The sequence below is a fragment of the Dietzia sp. CQ4 genome, from assembly GCF_014145125.1.
In the GTDB taxonomy this organism is placed as follows: domain Bacteria; phylum Actinomycetota; class Actinomycetes; order Mycobacteriales; family Mycobacteriaceae; genus Dietzia; species Dietzia natronolimnaea.
The window spans coordinates 1-16,195 of the sequence record NZ_JAALDZ010000109.1; the positions used below are offsets into that span (position 1 = coordinate 1).

Annotated in this window: 13 protein-coding genes; all 13 read right to left on the minus strand. The window is 69.8% G+C overall.

Annotation, left to right across the window (positions count from 1 at the left end):
* Positions 1-74: 74 nt before the first annotated feature.
* On the minus strand, positions 75-1,265 hold the full coding sequence (tuf, locus tag G6031_RS07100) for an elongation factor Tu (protein ID WP_182617730.1): 1,191 nt from the start codon (positions 1,263-1,265) through the stop codon (positions 75-77).
* Between the two features lie 175 nt (positions 1,266-1,440).
* Positions 1,441-3,552, minus strand: a complete 2,112-nt coding sequence (gene fusA / locus G6031_RS07105; protein ID WP_182617728.1) for an elongation factor G — start codon at positions 3,550-3,552, stop codon at positions 1,441-1,443.
* Positions 3,553-3,751: 199 nt separating this feature from the next.
* Entirely contained in the window at positions 3,752-4,222 is a 471-nt protein-coding gene (gene rpsG, locus G6031_RS07110; RefSeq protein ID WP_179525929.1) for a 30S ribosomal protein S7, read from the minus strand.
* On the minus strand, positions 4,222-4,593 hold the full coding sequence (gene rpsL, locus G6031_RS07115) for a 30S ribosomal protein S12 (protein ID WP_017838186.1): 372 nt from the start codon (positions 4,591-4,593) through the stop codon (positions 4,222-4,224). Before rpsL ends, rpsG begins: the two co-directional genes overlap by 1 nt.
* 199 nt (positions 4,594-4,792) lie before the next feature.
* Positions 4,793-5,443 (minus strand): TetR/AcrR family transcriptional regulator, encoded by a 651-nt coding sequence (locus tag G6031_RS07120; protein ID WP_182652875.1) that lies wholly within the window; start codon positions 5,441-5,443, stop codon positions 4,793-4,795.
* Positions 5,444-5,454: 11 nt separating this feature from the next.
* Positions 5,455-6,588, minus strand: coding sequence for an NDMA-dependent alcohol dehydrogenase (locus G6031_RS07125; protein ID WP_179525931.1), 1,134 nt, complete (start codon positions 6,586-6,588; stop codon positions 5,455-5,457).
* Between the two features lie 66 nt (positions 6,589-6,654).
* Positions 6,655-7,476 carry an enoyl-CoA hydratase family protein gene (locus tag G6031_RS07130; RefSeq protein ID WP_347238457.1) on the minus strand — a complete coding sequence of 274 codons (822 nt, stop codon included), beginning with the start codon at positions 7,474-7,476 and terminating at the stop codon, positions 6,655-6,657.
* Position 7,477: 1 nt separating this feature from the next.
* Positions 7,478-8,659, minus strand: a complete 1,182-nt coding sequence (locus G6031_RS07135; protein WP_179525932.1) for an acyl-CoA dehydrogenase family protein — start codon at positions 8,657-8,659, stop codon at positions 7,478-7,480.
* A gap of 5 nt (positions 8,660-8,664) precedes the next feature.
* On the minus strand, positions 8,665-10,740 hold the full coding sequence (locus tag G6031_RS07140; RefSeq protein ID WP_182652876.1) for a biotin carboxylase N-terminal domain-containing protein: 2,076 nt from the start codon (positions 10,738-10,740) through the stop codon (positions 8,665-8,667).
* An 11-nt stretch (positions 10,741-10,751) separates the two neighbouring features.
* A complete protein-coding gene (locus G6031_RS07145; RefSeq protein WP_182615472.1) occupies positions 10,752-12,350 on the minus strand; it encodes a carboxyl transferase domain-containing protein in 1,599 nt (532 codons plus the stop codon).
* Positions 12,347-13,525: an acyl-CoA dehydrogenase family protein gene (locus tag G6031_RS07150; protein WP_182615474.1), complete on the minus strand. Its 1,179-nt coding sequence runs from the start codon at positions 13,523-13,525 to the stop codon at positions 12,347-12,349. Before G6031_RS07150 ends, G6031_RS07145 begins: the two co-directional genes overlap by 4 nt.
* Positions 13,522-15,348 carry an acyclic terpene utilization AtuA family protein gene (locus G6031_RS07155; RefSeq protein ID WP_182615476.1) on the minus strand — a complete coding sequence of 609 codons (1,827 nt, stop codon included), beginning with the start codon at positions 15,346-15,348 and terminating at the stop codon, positions 13,522-13,524. The genes G6031_RS07150 and G6031_RS07155 overlap by 4 nt, the downstream gene beginning before the upstream one ends.
* Entirely contained in the window at positions 15,345-16,166 is an 822-nt protein-coding gene (locus G6031_RS07160; RefSeq protein ID WP_182640760.1) for a TIGR03084 family metal-binding protein, read from the minus strand. The genes G6031_RS07155 and G6031_RS07160 overlap by 4 nt, the downstream gene beginning before the upstream one ends.
* Between the last annotated feature and the right edge of the window lie 29 nt (positions 16,167-16,195).

The window sequence follows — 16,195 nt, forward strand, 5'->3', positions numbered from 1 at the left end:
GCGCCCCACCTCGCGGTGGGGCGCCCCTCCCTCATATGGTCCGGACTACTCGTCCGACCCGACGGGTCTGTCGATCACTTGATGATCTTGGTGACCTGACCGGCGCCGACGGTGCGGCCACCCTCACGGATCGCGAAGCGCAGGCCCTCGTCCATGGCGACCGGCTGGATGAGCTCGACGCTCATCTCGGTGTTGTCGCCCGGCATGACCATCTCGGTGCCCTCGGGGAGGGTCACGACGCCGGTCACGTCCGTGGTGCGGAAGTAGAACTGCGGACGGTAGTTGTTGAAGAACGGCGTGTGACGGCCGCCCTCGTCCTTGGACAGGATGTACGCCTGGCCCTCGAAGTTCGTGTGCGGGGTGTACGCGCCCGGCTTGATGACGACCTGGCCGCGCTCGACCTCCTCGCGCTTGAGGCCACGGACGAGCAGACCGACGTTGTCGCCGGCCTCGCCGTAGTCGAGCAGCTTACGGAACATCTCGATGCCCGTGATGGTGGTCTTGGTGGCCTTCTCCTTGATGCCGATGAGCTCGACATCCTCGTTCACGTTGATCTTGCCGCGCTCGATGCGACCGGTGACGACGGTGCCACGACCGGTGATCGTGAAGACGTCCTCGACGGGCATGAGGAAGGGCTTCTCCGTCTCACGCTCGGGGTCCGGGACGGAATCGTCGCAGGCCTGCATGAGGTCGCGGATCGCCTGGACCCACTTCTCTTCACCCTCGAGCGCCTTGAGCGCCGAGATGTGGACGACGGGGGCGTCCTCGTCGAACTCCTGCGAGGCGAGGAGCTCACGCACCTCCATCTCGACGAGCTCGAGGATCTCCTCGTCGTCGACCATGTCGCACTTGTTGAGGGCGACGAGGATGTAGGGGACGCCGACCTGACGGGCGAGCAGTACGTGCTCACGCGTCTGCGGCATCGGGCCGTCGGTGGCGGCCACGACCAGGATCGCGCCGTCCATCTGGGCGGCACCCGTGATCATGTTCTTGATGTAGTCGGCGTGACCCGGGGCGTCGACGTGCGCGTAGTGGCGCTTCTCCGTCTGGTACTCGACGTGGGAGATGTTGATCGTGATACCACGAGCCTTCTCCTCCGGCGCCTTGTCGATCTCGTCGAACGCGAACGCGTCGTTGAGATCGGGGAAGGTGTCCGCCAGGACCTTGGTGATGGCCGCGGTGGTGGTGGTCTTGCCATGGTCGACGTGACCGATGGTGCCGATGTTAACGTGCGGTTTGGTCCGCTCGAACTTCGCCTTCGCCACTGTGTGTCCTCCTGGACTGGTCTGTCCCCACCTCGAGGTGGGCACTGCTTTGTGTGGGATCTGATCTTACTCATCGTGCCGTGGGGGGCACGAACCGGCGGCCACCCGGAGGTTCGACCGTGCGCCGCCGGCATCGGCCCCGCCCTACCTCACGGCCGGGCGGGACCAGTACCGGTTACTCGCCGGTCGCCTTGGCGATGATCTCCTTGGACACACTCGCCGGAACCTCGGCGTAGTGGGAGAAGACCATCGAGTAGTTGGCCCGGCCCTGCGTCCGCGACCGGAGGTCGCCGACGTAGCCGAACATTTCGGACAGCGGCACGTTGGCCTTGACGACGCGGGCGCCGGAGCGCTCCTCCATCGCCTGGATCTGGCCGCGGCGGGAGTTGATGTCGCCGATGACGTCGCCCATGTAGTCCTCGGGCGTGATGACCTCGACCGCCATGAGCGGCTCGAGGATCACCGGCTGGCACTTGCGCGCGGCCTCCTTGAACGCCATCGAGCCCGCGACCTTGAACGCCATCTCCGAGGAGTCGACCTCGTGGTACGCGCCGTCGACCAGCGTCGCCTTGACGTTGACCATCGGGTACCCGGCCAGGACGCCGTACTGCATGGCGTCCTTGATGCCGTGGTCCACGGAGGGGATGTACTCCTTGGGCACCCGGCCACCGGTGACCTTGTCGGCGAACTCGTAGGTCTCGCCCTCCTCGACCTGCTCCTGGGGGAGCGGCTCGAGACGGATCTGGACCTTGGCGAACTGGCCCGAACCACCGGTCTGCTTCTTGTGGGTGTAGTCGTACTTCTCGACCGTGCCCTTGATGGTCTCGCGGTAGGCGACCTGCGGCTTGCCGACGTTGGCCTCGACCTTGAACTCACGCTTCATCCGGTCGACGAGGACGTCGAGGTGGAGCTCGCCCATGCCGCCGATGACCGTCTGACCGGTCTCGTCGTCCAGCCTGACGGAGAACGTCGGGTCCTCGCGCGCCAGCTTCTGGATGGCCGTGCCGAGCTTCTCCTGGTCGGCCTTGGTCTTGGGCTCGATCGAGACGTCGATGACCGGGGCCGGAAACGTCATCGACTCGAGGATGACCTGGTTCTGCAGGTCACACAGGGTGTCACCCGTGGTGGTGTCCTTGAGGCCGATGAACGCGTAGATGTGGCCGGCGACGGCCTCCTCGACGGGCATCTCCTTGTTGGCGTGCATCTGGAAGAGCTTGCCGACGCGCTCCTTCTTGCCCTTGGTGGCGTTCTGCACCTGCGTGCTCGGGTCGATGCGACCCGAGTAGACGCGGACGAAGGTGAGCTCACCGAAGAACGGGTGCACGGCGATCTTGAACGCCAGCGCCGCGAACGGCTCGTCCTTGGAGGGCTGACGGCTGACGACCTTCTCCTCGTCGCCCACGGCGTGACCGTGGATCGAGCCGACGTCGAGCGGGTTCGGCAGGTACGCGATGACGGCGTCGAGCAGGGGCTGGACGCCCTTGTTCTTGTACGCCGAACCACACAGCACCGGGTAGATCTCGGCGTTGACCGTCATCTTGCGGATCGCGGCCTGGATCTCGGCCTTCGTCAGCTCCTCGCCGCCGAAGTACTTCTCCATGAGGGCCTCGTCGCTCTCGGCGACGGCCTCGAGGAGCTTCTCCCGGTACTCGTCGGCCTTGTCCTTGAGATCCTCGGGGATCTCCTGGACCGTGGCCTCGGTGCCGATCGGCGTGACGCCGGGCCAGACGAGGGCCTTCATCTCGACGAGGTCGATGACCCCGTCGAACTCGTCCTCCGCGCCGATGGGCAGCTGCAGGACGAGCGGCTTCGCGCCGAGCCGGTCGATGATGGTCTGCACGGTGTAGTAGAAGTCCGCGCCCATCTTGTCCATCTTGTTGACGAAGCAGATGCGCGGGACGTCGTACTTCTCGGCCTGGCGCCAGACCTGCTCCGACTGGGGCTCCACGCCCTCCTTGCCGTCGAAGACCGCGACGGCGCCGTCGAGGACGCGCAGCGAGCGCTCGACCTCGACCGTGAAGTCGACGTGGCCCGGGGTGTCGATGATGTTGATCTGGTTGTCGGCCCAGAAACAGGTGACGGCGGCCGACGTGATGGTGATGCCGCGCTCCTTCTCCTGTTCCATCCAGTCGGTGGTCGAGGCGCCGTCGTGCGTCTCGCCGATCTTCCGGTTGACACCCGTGTAGAACAGGATGCGCTCGGTGACGGTCGTCTTACCGGCGTCGATGTGCGCCATGATGCCGATGTTGCGGACCTTGTTGAGGTCGGTCAGCACGTCCTGTGCCACGGATGGTCCCCGATCGTGAGTCTTAGGTGGCCCGGGCGGTCGTGTGGACCGTCCGAACCGGGTCTGTTGTCCTGGGCCGTGCCCCGCTTCACTCGCGCGGGAGCCGACCCTCGTTCAATGATGCCACCCTCGGGGCGGCCGGGGGGCCCCGGAGCGGTGACGCCCGGGGGGCGTCCCCCCGCTCCGGGGCCCGGCTGGATCACCAGCGGTAGTGCGCGAACGCCCGGTTGGCCTCGGCCATCTTGTGGGTGTCCTCGCGGCGCTTGACCGCGGCACCCAGACCGTTGGAGGCGTCGAGGATCTCGTTGGCGAGACGCTCGACCATGCTGTTCTCGCGGCGCTGCCGGGAGAAGGTCACCAGCCAGCGCATGGCCAGGGTCGTGGAACGCCCGGGGCGGACCTCGACGGGCACCTGGTAGGTGGCGCCACCGACGCGGCGGGAGCGGACCTCGAGGGCGGGCTTGACGTTGTCGAGCGCCTTCTTGAGGGTGAGGACCGGATCGGTACCGGTCTTCTCGCGGCAGATCTCCAGCGCGGAGTAGACGATGCGCTCGGCGGTCGTCTTCTTGCCGTCGAGGAGGATCTTGTTGACGAGCTGCGTGACCAGCGGCGAGCCGTAGACCGGATCGTTGATGAGCTGGCGCTTCGGGGCGGGACCCTTGCGAGGCATTACTTCTCCTTCTTGGCGCCGTAGCGGGAGCGGGCCTGCTTGCGGTCCTTCACGCCCTGCGTGTCGAGGGAGCCGCGGATGATCTTGTAACGGACACCCGGGAGGTCCTTCACACGACCACCACGGACGAGCACCATGGAGTGCTCCTGGAGGTTGTGGCCCTCACCGGGGATGTAGGCGGAGACCTCGATACCGCTGGTGAGGCGCACGCGGGCGACCTTACGCAGCGCGGAGTTCGGCTTCTTGGGGGTGGTGGTGTACACACGGGTGCACACGCCACGACGCTGCGGCGAGCCCTTGAGGGCAGCCGTCGCCGTCGAGGACTTCTTGTCCTGGCGGCCCTTGCGGACCAGCTGGTTGATGGTTGGCATGAACCGACTTTCTCTAGCTGGCGGCCTCCTCGGGGGCGACCACCGGTCACTGGGACGTTGCTCGTATCCGGACTCTCGCGCTCCCCGACGGGCGCACGGGCGACCACGTCAGCCGCTCTCGCTGGCCTACTGGGCACGATCCTCCAGCTCGCGTACTGCGAGCACGATGGTCAAGCCTAACCGCCCTCGTGAGGATCGGTCAAAACGCGGCCGGGGCGACGCCTCGGGCCGACGCCTGCGGGACCTGCGCGAGCACCAGGTCGAGGGTCTCGGCCCAGTATCGGATCACCTTCTCACGACGGGCCGAGTCGTCGGAGAGCACGTCCGCGAGCCCGAGCCCGCGGGCCAGGTCGAGGGTGGCCTGCAGGGGCCTGCGCACCCGCACGTCGCCGGGGTCGTGTCCGAGGGCGGCGGCGGCGATCACCAGGACCTCCCGGGACATGTGGTTCTCGAGCGGCAGCACGCGGTCGCGCAACGCCGGATCGCTGGCCGCCGCGGTCCAGACGTGCAGCGCCGCCTTGAAGATGTCGGAGGTGTAGTGCTGGACGATGAGTCGGACCACGGCGACCGTCCGCTCCGGGCCCGGGTCGGGCAGATCGAGTCCCACGTTCCGGACGTCCGCGAGCCGCTGTTCGATCATGTGCCCGAGGGCGGCGGTGATGAGGTCCTCACGGGTCGGGAAGTGGTGTTGCGCGGCGCCCCGTGAGACGCCGGCGGCGGCGGCCACCGCGCCCACGGTGGTCGCCGCCCAGCCCTGCGTGGCGAGGAGGTCGATCGAGGCACCCAGGAGGCGTTCCCGCGTGAGGCGACTACGGTCCTGCTTGGGGGCCCGCTGCTCGGGTGCCGTCATTGCTCCTCCTGTTACCAGTCCTGCTCGTCGTAGATGATCACACCGCGGATGTTCTTGCCGTCGCGCATGTCCTGGTACCCCTGGTTGATCTCGTCGAGCCGGTACGTCCTGGTGACCAACTCGTCGAGCTTGAGGTTCCCGGCCCGGTACTGGTGCAGCAGGTGCGGGATCTGCTTGCGCGGGCCGGTGCCACCGAAGATCGCCCCCTGCAGGGTCTTCTGCTGCATGGCCAGGTCGAGGATGGAGATCTGCGCGTCGACGGCCATCATGTCCCCCAGCCCCACGACCACGCAGCGGCGCCCCTTGCCGGTGAGCATCAGCCCGGGCAGCAGGTCCTTCCCGTCCACCACTCCCATGGTGAGCAGGACCAGGTCCGCCATGCGCCCCCAGCTGAGCTCCCCCACCAGCGCCATGGCGTCGTCCATCGAGGCACACGTGTGTGTCGCCCCGAACTCCATCGCCTTCTCCCGCTTGAACTCCACCGGGTCCACGGCCACGATGACGCGCGCCCCCGCCGCGGCGGCGCCCTGGACGGAGTTGATCCCGATCCCGCCCACGCCGACCACCACCACGACGTCGCCCTCCTTGGCCTGGCCGATCTCGGTGGCCGAGCCCCACCCCGTGCAGACACCGCATCCGAGCAGGGCGGCCTTGTCCAGGGGGATGTCCTTCTCGATCTTGACGACCGAGGACTGGTGGACGGTGACGTGCGGCGCGAAGGTGCCCAGGACGCACATGGTCGCCACGGGCTCGCCGTCGGCGGTGTGCACCCGGTAGCCGTCGTCGCTGATGGCCCGGCCGCTCAGCAGCCCGGCGCCGTTGTCACAGAGGTTCTGCAGCCCCTCGGAACAGGGCGGGCAGGTGCCGCAGGCGGGGATGAACGCCAGGACGACGTGATCCCCCTCCTCGAGCCCGGTGACACCCTCTCCCACCTTGGTCACCACGCCCGCGCCCTCGTGGCCACCCATGATCGGATAGGTCTCGAACTGCAGGTCCCCCGTGAGCAGGTGCTCGTCCGAGTGGCACAGCCCCGAGGCGGCGAGTTTGACCTGCACCTCCCCCGCCTTGGGGTCGTCGATGTCGACGTCGACGATCTCCCAGGCGTCCTGCTTGGGTTCACGGATGATGGCTGCTCTGGTGCGCATGGCATTACCTCTCGGGTTGGACGCGGGCGATGTGGTGACGGTCACACATCAACGACATCGCATACGCTACGCGTCCGGCGTCGCCCAGGAGGGCGGTCGGCGCTCAAGAAATGCGGTCATCCCCTCGGCGACCTCGGCGGTGGTGAACAGGCGGGCGGTCACCCCGGCCAGGTCTTCTCCACGGGCGTCGAGATCGGCCAGCATCGGCGCCGCCAGCAGCGCCTTGTTCTCCGCCAGTCCCTGCGGTGAACAGGGCCGGAACGCGGCGACCAGCTCGTCGACGGCGGCGTCGACGTCGTCGACCGCCTCCGAGAGCAGGCCGATCCGACTCGCGTGCGCCGCGTCGAACTTCTCACCGGTCAGCAGGGCGCGTGCGAGGTCCCGTGAGTTGATCCGCGCCGCCAGCGGCACCGAGATCATGGCCGCCGCCAGACCGAGGCGGACCTCGGTGAGCGCGAACGTCGACGTCGGCCCGGCGAGGGCGAGGTCGCAGGCGGCCACCAGTCCCATACCGCCGGCGCGGACGTGGCCGTCCACGGCGGCGATCACGGGCTTGGGGTGCGAGATGATCGCCCGGAGCAGCCCGAGGAACACCCGGGTCCGCTCGGCGGCCTGCGCCTCCGGGCTGCTCTTGTCGGCCCCGGCCGCCGAGGCCTCGGAAAGGTCGGCGCCGGCGCAGAAGGTCCCGCCGGCGTGACCGAGGACCACCACGCGGGCACCGTCGTCCGCGGCCGCCCGGTCGAGCGCCGCGTGCAGCTGCTCGACCAGGGCGCTCGAGATGGCGTTGCGGTTGTGCTGCGAGTCGAGGGTCACGCGGGCGGCGCCCCCGGAGACCTCGTAGCGCACCAGCACCGGAACACCCACGGTCTGATCGTCCGCCGCGGCCACCTCAGTAGCTCCTCGGCAGCCCGAGCGAGTGCTGGGCCACGTAGTTGAGGATCATCTCCCGGCTGACCGGGGCGATGCGGGGCAGGCGCGATGCGGCGAGCATGCCGGCGAGGCCGTACTCCACCGACAGGCCGTTGCCGCCGAGGGTCTGGATGGCCTGGTCGACGGTGCGGGCGGAGACCTCTCCGGAGGCGTACTTGGCCATGTTGGCGGCCTCGCCGGCGAGGTCGTCCAGGCCGGCGTCGACGAGCGCGGCGGCCTTGCGCATCATCAGCCGGGCCAGCTCCAGCTCGATCTTGCACTGGGCGAGGGGGTGGGCGATCCCCTGGTGGGCGCCGATCGGGGTCTTCCACACGGTGCGCTCGTTCGCGTACTTCGTGGCCTTGTCCATCGCGTAGCGGGCGGAACCGATCGCCATCCCGGAGGCCATGATGCGCTCGGGGTTGAGGCCCGCGAAGAGCATGAGCAGCGCGGTGTCGCCGTCGCCGATCAGCGCGTCCGCGGGTAGCCGCACGTCGTCGAAGTACAGCTGGAACTGCCGCTCGGGCGTGCGCACCTCGGTGGGGATGTGGGTGCGCTCGAGTCCCGGGGCGTCGGTGGGCACCATGAACAGCGCCGGCTGGAGCTTGCCGCTCGCGGCGCCCTCGAGTCGGGCCACCACGAGGATCGCGTCGGCCTGGTCGACGCCCGAGATGTAGGTCTTCTGCCCGCTGAGCAGGAAGTCCGAGCCGTCCCGGCGTGCGGTGGTGGTGATGGCGTGGGAGTTGGACCCGGCGTCCGGCTCGGTGATGGCGAACGAGGTGATGATCTCGCCCGAGGCCAGGCCGGGCAGCCAGCGCTTCTTCTGCTCCTCGGTCCCGAAGCGGGAGATGATCGTGCCGTTGATGGCGGGCGAGACCACCATCATGAGCAGCCCGGCGCCCGCGGCGGAGAGCTCCTCCTCGACCATCGCGAGCTCGGTCATGCCGGCCCCGCCGCCGCCGTACTCCTCGGGCAGGTTCACCCCCAGCAGTCCGAGCCTGCCCGCCTCGGTCCACAGCTCGTCGGTGGTCTCGCCGGCGTCGGACTTCTCGCGCATGTACTCCATGCCGTATCGCGAGCCCAGGTCGAAGGCGACCTTGCGGAGTTGCTTCTGCTCCTCGGTGTCGACGACGGGGTTGGGGATCTGAGAGATGTCGGTCATCGTGGTCACTCCTGGGGGGTGGTGGTGTCGGTGCTGGCGGGATCGGTGCTGTCGGCGTCGGTGCTGTCGGGTTCCGCGACGACGGCGAGGATGGTGCCGGTCTCGACCTGGGTGCCGACCTCGACCGGCAGCTCGGTGACGATGCCCTCCACGGCGGCGGAGATGGTGTGTTCCATCTTCATGGCCTCCATCCACAGCAGCGGCTGGCCGGCGGTGACGGTGTCCCCGACGGAGACGGCCACCCGGATGACCGCACCCGGCATGGGGGCGAGCAGCGAACCCGCGGCGACCTCCGCGCCGGGATCGGAGTACCGGGGCGGTTCGATGAGCGGGACCGGTCCGAGTGGCGAGTCCACCTCCACGACGGTGTCGGAACCCACCACCTCGTACCGGGCCACGGAGAAGGTGTGGCGCACTCCCCTGACCTCGAGGTCCACCGAGTCGGGGCGGACCTGTCCGACGCGGACGACCTCGGCGAGATCGCCGTCCGCGTGGGCGCCGGAGCGGTCGCGGATGTACGCCACCTCCAGCTCGTCCTCCCCGAACCGGTAGGTCCGCCTCTGGAGCGTGCGGCCGACGTTGCGGAAGCCCGCCTGCGCCAGCGCCACCGGCCCGGCGGCGTGGTCGGCGGTCCCGGACACGATCGCGGCGGCCAGCGCGGAGATCGCCACGGCCTCGTCGTCGGCGAGCGGGGCGGCGAGCGCCTGCGCACCGTGATCGTCGAGGAACGCGGTCGACAGGTTGCCGGCGATGAACTCCGGGTGGCGCAGGACCCGGACCAGCTGGGCGCGGTTGGTCGTCAGGCCGTGGATCTTCGCCCGCGTCAGCGCGCCGGCGAGCGAGGCGCAGGCCTCGGAACGGGTACGGCCGTAGGAGATGACCTTGGCCAGCATCGGGTCGTAGTGCACGCCGATCACCGCGCCGTCCGCCCCGGGTTCGACACCGCTGTCCACCCGGATGCCCGGGCGGTGCGGGCCCTCGAAGGTCGAGCAGACGCCGGGGACGTCGAGCGCCCACAGGGTTCCGGAACCCGGCGTGTAGTCGCTCGCCGGGTCCTCGGCGTAGAGGCGGGCCTCGAACGACCAGCCGTGGGCGGCCGGGGGTGTGGTGGACGGCAGGGGGAGGCCCGCCGCCACGTCCAGCTGGAGCGCCACCAGGTCGAGTCCGGTCGTGGCCTCGGTGACCGGGTGCTCGACCTGGAGTCGGGTGTTCATCTCGAGGAAGAAGAACTCGCCGTCGTCGGTGGCCAGGAACTCGACCGTGCCGGCGCCGGTGTACCCGATCGCGGACGCGGCGTCGCGGGCCGCCGAGTACAACTTCTCCCGCATCCCCGGGGTCCGCTCGACCAGCGGGCTCGGGGCCTCCTCGATCACCTTCTGGTGGCGGCGTTGGATGGAGCACTCGCGCTCGCCCACCGCCCAGACGGTGCCGTGCGAATCCGCCATGATCTGGACCTCGATGTGACGGCCACGCTCGAGGTACCGCTCACAGAACACGGCGTCGTCGCCGAAGGCGGACCTGGCCTCACGCCGGGCGCCCGCGATCTCGTCGTGCAACGAGTCGAGGGTGCGGACCACGCGCATACCGCGTCCGCCACCACCGGCGGAGGCCTTGACCAGCACCGGGAGCATGTCCTCGGTGACGTCGGCGGGCTCGAGGTCGGCGAGCATGGGCACTCCGGCCTCGCCCATCATCTTCTTGGCCTCGATCTTGGAGCCCATGGCCTCGATGGCGGCCACCGGCGGGCCGACCCAGGTGAGCCCCGCGTCGATCACCTCGCGGGCGAACCCGGCGTTCTCGGACAGGAACCCGTACCCGGGGTGGATCGCGTCGGCTCCGGCGGCCCTGGCCGCGGCGATGACCAGGTCACCTCGCAGGTAGGTCTCCCCGGGGGTGTTGCCGGGGAGACGGACCGCGGCGTCGGCCTCGCGGGTGTGCGGGGCGCCCGAGTCGGCGTCCGAGTAGACCGCCACCGTGGTCATGCCCAGGGCGCGGGCGGTGCGGTGGACACGGCGGGCGATCTCCCCGCGGTTGGCGACCAGGACCGAGGTGATCGGGGCTGGGGTGGGTGAATTCTGCATGGGTGTGTTCCTCACATCCGGAAGACGCCGAAGCGGTCGGTTCCGGCGACTTCTCCGGAGTGGATCGCGGACAGGCTGAGACCCAGCACGGTCCGGGTGTCGCGGGGGTCGATGATGCCGTCGTCGTAGAGCATCCCGGACAGGAATGCCGGCAACGACTCCTTCTCGATCTGGTCGGCGATCATGGTCTTGAGACCGTCGATCGTCTCCTGGGTCATCTCCTCGCCCCGGGCGGACGAGGCGGCGGCGGCCACGGACGTGACCACGTCGGCGAGCTGCTGACCGCCCATGACGGCGGACTTGGCGCTCGGCCACGTGTAGAGGAACCGGGGGTCGAAGGCGCGGCCGCACATGCCGTAGTGGCCCGCGCCGTACGACGCGGCGGTGATGAGCGACAGGTGCGGGACCTCGGAATTGGAGACCGCGTTGATCATCATCGAGCCGTGCTTGATGATGCCGCCGCGCTCGTACTCCGAGCCCACCATGTATCCGGTGGTGTTGTGCATGAACACCAACGGGGTGTCGTAGCGGTTGGCCAGCTCGATGAACTGCGTGGCCTTCTGCGCCTCCGCACTGAACAGCACGCCGCGCGCGTTGGCGATGATGCCCACCGGGTAGCCGTGGATCTCGGCCCACCCGGTGACCAGGCTCGCCCCGTAGAGCGGTTTGAACTCGTCGAAGTCGGACCCGTCCACGATGCGTGCGATGATCTCGCGCGGGTCGAAGGGGATCTTGAGGTCCTCCGGGACGATGCCGAGGAGATCCTCGGCGCCGTAGAGCGGCTCGATGACCTCGGCGCGCGGGGCCCGACCGGACTTCGACCAGTTGAGCCGGCGGATGATGCCGCGCGTGATGCGTGCTGCATCGGCCTCGTCGAGGGCGTAGTGGTCGGCGAGGCCGGAGACGCGGGCGTGCATGTCCGCACCGCCGAGGGTCTCCTCGTCGGCGATCTCGCCGGTGGCGGCCTTGACCAGCGGGGGTCCGGCGAGGAACACCTTCGAGCGCTCCTCGATCATGACCACGTGGTCGCTCATCCCCGGGACGTACGCTCCGCCGGCGGTGGAGTTGCCGTAGACGACGGCGATGGTGGGGATGCCGGCCTTGGACAGGCGCGTGAGGTCGCGGAACAGCGCGCCTCCGGGGATGAACACCTCCTTCTGCGTGGGCAGGTCGGCGCCACCGGATTCGACGAGGCTGATCACCGGGAGCCGGTTCTTCATGGCCACGTCGTTGAGGCGGAGGATCTTGCGCAGCGTCCACGGGTTGGACGTACCGCCCTTGACCGTGGGGTCGTTCGCGATGACCAGGCACTCCACGCCCTCGACCACGCCGATCCCGGCCACCACGGAGGCGCCGGTCTGGAAGTCCGAGCCCCACGCGGCGAGAGCGCACAGCTCGAGGAAGGGCGACTCGCGGTCGAGGACCATGTCGATCCGTTCCCGGGCGGTGAACTTGCCGCGCTCGCGGTGGCGGGCGACCTTGCGCTCGCCGCCGCCGGCGAGCGCGGGTTCGAGATCGGCGGTGAGCTGGGTGAGTTTGTCCTCCATCGCGGCCTTGGCGGCACCGAACTCGGCGCTGGTGGTGTCGAGCGTGGAACGCAGGATGGTCATGCGGTGTACCCCAAACGTCGTCCGGCGAGGGTGGTGAGGATCTCGGTGGTGCCTCCGCCGATGCCCAGGAGGCGGACATCGCGGTACTGGCGGCTCACCTCGGACTCGGCCATGTAGCCGAGACCTCCGAAGAGCTGGAGTGCTTGGTTGGCGACCCACTCCGCGCACTCCACGGCGGTGTTCTTGGCAAAGCAGACCTCGGCGATCGCGTCGTGCCCCGCCGCGGCCAGGTCCACGCACCGGTGGGTGTAGGTGCGGGCGACGTCGATACGGCGGGCCATCTCGGTGACGGTGTTCTGCACGGCCTGCCGGGAGAGCAGGGGGCGGCCGAAGGTCTCACGTTCCCGCACCCAGTCCAGGGTGAGGTCGAGGCATCGCTGGGCGTGGGAGTACCCCTGGGCGGCCAGCGCCGCGCGTTCGCCCACGAAGCCGATGGCGATCTGGGCGAACCCGTCGTGCTCGGCGCCGACGAGGTTCTCCACCGGCACCCGGCAGTCGGTGAAGGTCAGCTCGGCGGTGTCCGAGGCACGCCAGCCCAGCTTCTCCAGCGGGGCGGAGCGGTGGAAACCGGGGGTGTCGGTGGGGATGACGAGCAGGCTGACGCCCGCCGCTCCCTTCAGGTCGTCACCGCCGGTGCGCACGGCGGTCACCACGAAGTCGGCGCGGGTACCGGAGGTGATGTACGTCTTGGCGCCGTTGACGACGTAGTGGTCGCCGTCCCGGCGGGCGGTGGTGGTGAGGCGTCCGACGTCGGAACCGCCGCCGGGTTCGGTGATGGCCAGGGAGCCGATCAACTCGCCGGCGAGCGTGGGCCTGACCCAGCGCTCGATCTGGTCGGGTCGGCCGGACTGGGCCAGGTGGGGGGTGGCGATCCCGCAGGTGAACAGCGAGGCGAACACGCCGCCGGCGACGCCGGCCTCGTGGAGTGCCTCGCAGACGATCAGGGAGTCACGCATGTCGCCACCCCCGCCCCCGACCTCCTCGGGGAACGAGACACCGAGCAGGCCCAGTCGGCCCGCCTTCGTGTGCAGCTCGCGGGGCAACGCGCCCGCGGCCTCCCACTCGTCCTGGTGGGGCAGGATCTCGCGCTCGGCGAAACGGGTCGTGGTCTCGCGCAGGGCGCGACTCTCCTCGGAATACCAGGGATCCCCCGGTACGTACGGCGGGATGGTCACGCGTTCTCCTCTGCGGGTGCCGGCTCGGCGGGTGCCGTGGCGGCGGGTACGGGGGCGGCGGGTACGGGGGCGGTGATGTCGTCGGGCACGTCGATGACGCGGGAGCGGAGCCACTCGGCGAGTCCCTTGGCCTGGGGGTCCCAGCGGTAGCCGTGGGCGACGCCCTTGCCGAGCAGTCCGTCGATGACGAAGTTCACGGCATTGATCCGGGGAAGTTCGTATCTCTCGACCGGGAGGTCGGCGGTCTCCGGGAGCAGGCGACGCAGCTCGTCGACGGTGAGGGTCTCGCGCATCCAGCGGTAGGCCGCCGCGTCTCCGGCCCACAGACCGATGTTGGCGGTCCCGCCCTTGTCTCCCGAGCGGGCGCCGAGCACGTCCCCCAGGGGCCTGCGCGTGGTGGACGCCGTCGACCGGGAGGACGGGGACAGCGACGCACCCTCGGCGTCGAGGCCGTCGGAGGCGTGACCGTCGCCCATCTCCTCCGTGTGTTCCGGAGGCGCGATGTCCACCCGGGTGCCGTCGGGGAGCACCGCGACGTGCGGCACCTTCTCCTGGTCGAGGTAGGCGGGGACGTACACGCCGTACGGGCCGCCGCGACCGGGGGGCGCGCTCGGCGTGGCACCCGGGTAGCTCGCCAGGATCATGGCCACCGCGGCGTCGGAGAACGCCCGGCCCACCACGTCGGAGTCCGGGTCCCAGGCGACGACGGTCAGCAGTGCGGTCGCCGCGGCCTGGGTGTCGGCGTCCGCGTGGTCCGTGCGGCTGAGGCGGAAGTCGATCTCCGCCGGACGGGTGGCGAGGCCGGCCAGGATCTGGCGCTCGACCAGTGCGGCCTTGTCCTCGATGTCCAGCCCGGTGAGCAGGAACGTGACCTCGTTGCGGAAGCCACCGAGGCACGTCACCGACACCTTGGTGGTGGTCGGGGCGGTCTCGCCGCGCACCCCGGAGATGCGGACGCGGTCGGGGCCCTCCTGCTCGAGGCGAGCGGTGTCCAGGCGGGTGACGACGTCGGGCCCGCCGTAGCGCGCCCCGGTGACCTCGTAGAGGAGTTGGGAGGTGACGGTCCCGACCGTCACCGCTCCCCCGGTCCCGGCGTGCTTGGTGATGACGGAGGTGCCGTCGGAGGCGATCTCGGCGATGGGGAAACCGGGGGTGACGGGGTCGGCGATCTCACCGCGGTTGAAGAAGGCGTAGTTGCCGCCCGTGGCCTGGGTCCCGCACTCGATCACGTGCCCCGCGACGGTGGCGCCGGCGAGGGCGTCGAGGTCCGTCCGGGTCCACCCGAAGTGGCTGATCGCCGGACCGACGATGACCGAGGCGTCGGTGACGCGACCGGTGACGACGATGTCGGCACCGGCGTCCAGACAGCGGGCGATCCCGAAGCCCCCGAGGTAGGCGTTGGCGGTGACCGGGAAGCCGGCATCGGCCGGGATGTCGAGTTCCGAGACCCGGTCGATCAGGTCGTCGCCCTCGACGTGCGCGACCCGCGGGGACAGCCCCAGCCGCGATCCGAGCTCGACGACCGCGCCGGCCAGGCCGGCGGGGTTGAGACCGCCCGCGTTCGCGACGATCCTGACGTTCTTCTCCAGCGCCAGCCCGAGACAGTCCTCGAGCTGCCGCAGGAAGGTCTTGGCGTACCCGAGGTCCGCGTTCTTCATCCGGTCGCGGCCCAGGATGAGCATGGTGAGTTCGGCGAGGTAGTCGCCGGTGAGGACGTCGAGTTCGCCCCCCTCGAGCATCTCGCGCATCGCGGAGATGCGGTCACCGTAGAAGCCGGACATGTTTCCCACGCGCAGCGGCGCGGCGAGGTTCCTCCCGGTCATGCCCGCGCCCCCTCCTCGCGGCCGCCGCCGGGTAGGCCCGCGAAGGCCTGGGCGATCCGCAGCCACTCCTCCGCGTCCTCGCCGACCGCCTCGAGGGCGGTGTCGGCGCGGTGGACGCGCTGGGTGACCAGCAGGCAGAAGTCGAGCACCGGTCCGGTGACTCGCTGCTCGGCGTCGGCCGGGCCGAACTCGAGGACGGTGCCGTCGGGCAGGGTGAGCGCGAGGTGGACCTCCGAGGACGGGGCCTCGAGTCCGTTCATCAGATACGCGAAGCCGCGGGTCTTGAACCCCAGACGGGCCACGTGGGGCAGCGCCGCGATGAAGGCCGGGTCGGAGTCGAGTGGGATCCCGACGGCGTCGGCGACGTCGATGCCGTGTGCCCAGGTCTCCATGATCCGGGCGGTCGTCATGGACTTCGGCCGCATCGGCGGTCCGAACCACGGGACCTGGTCGCCCGGATCGGCGGCCTTGAGCGCGTCCGCGAGTTCTCCCCGGGCCAGGCGCCACCGGGCGAGCACCTCGTCGCGGCCGGTGGCGGCGATCTCGGCGGCACCGGCGTCCACGAAACCGGTCGGATCGGCCATGGCCGTCTCCACCACACCCTGGAAGGCGTCCGGATCGGTGATGGCGGTGACCGAGACCTCGTCGGTCCAGGCCAGGTGCGCGATCTGCATGCCCACGTCCCAGCCCACGGCCGGGGTGTCCAGGTGCCAGACGTCGGGACCGGCGGTCTCGACGAGGTCGTCTAGTCGGGCGCTGAGCGCGGCCAGGACCGCGTGCGGGTCCTCCGTCGCCGAGGGCCGGATGTTCGTCTGCATGGCATCAGACTCCCACCGCGCCTCGAATA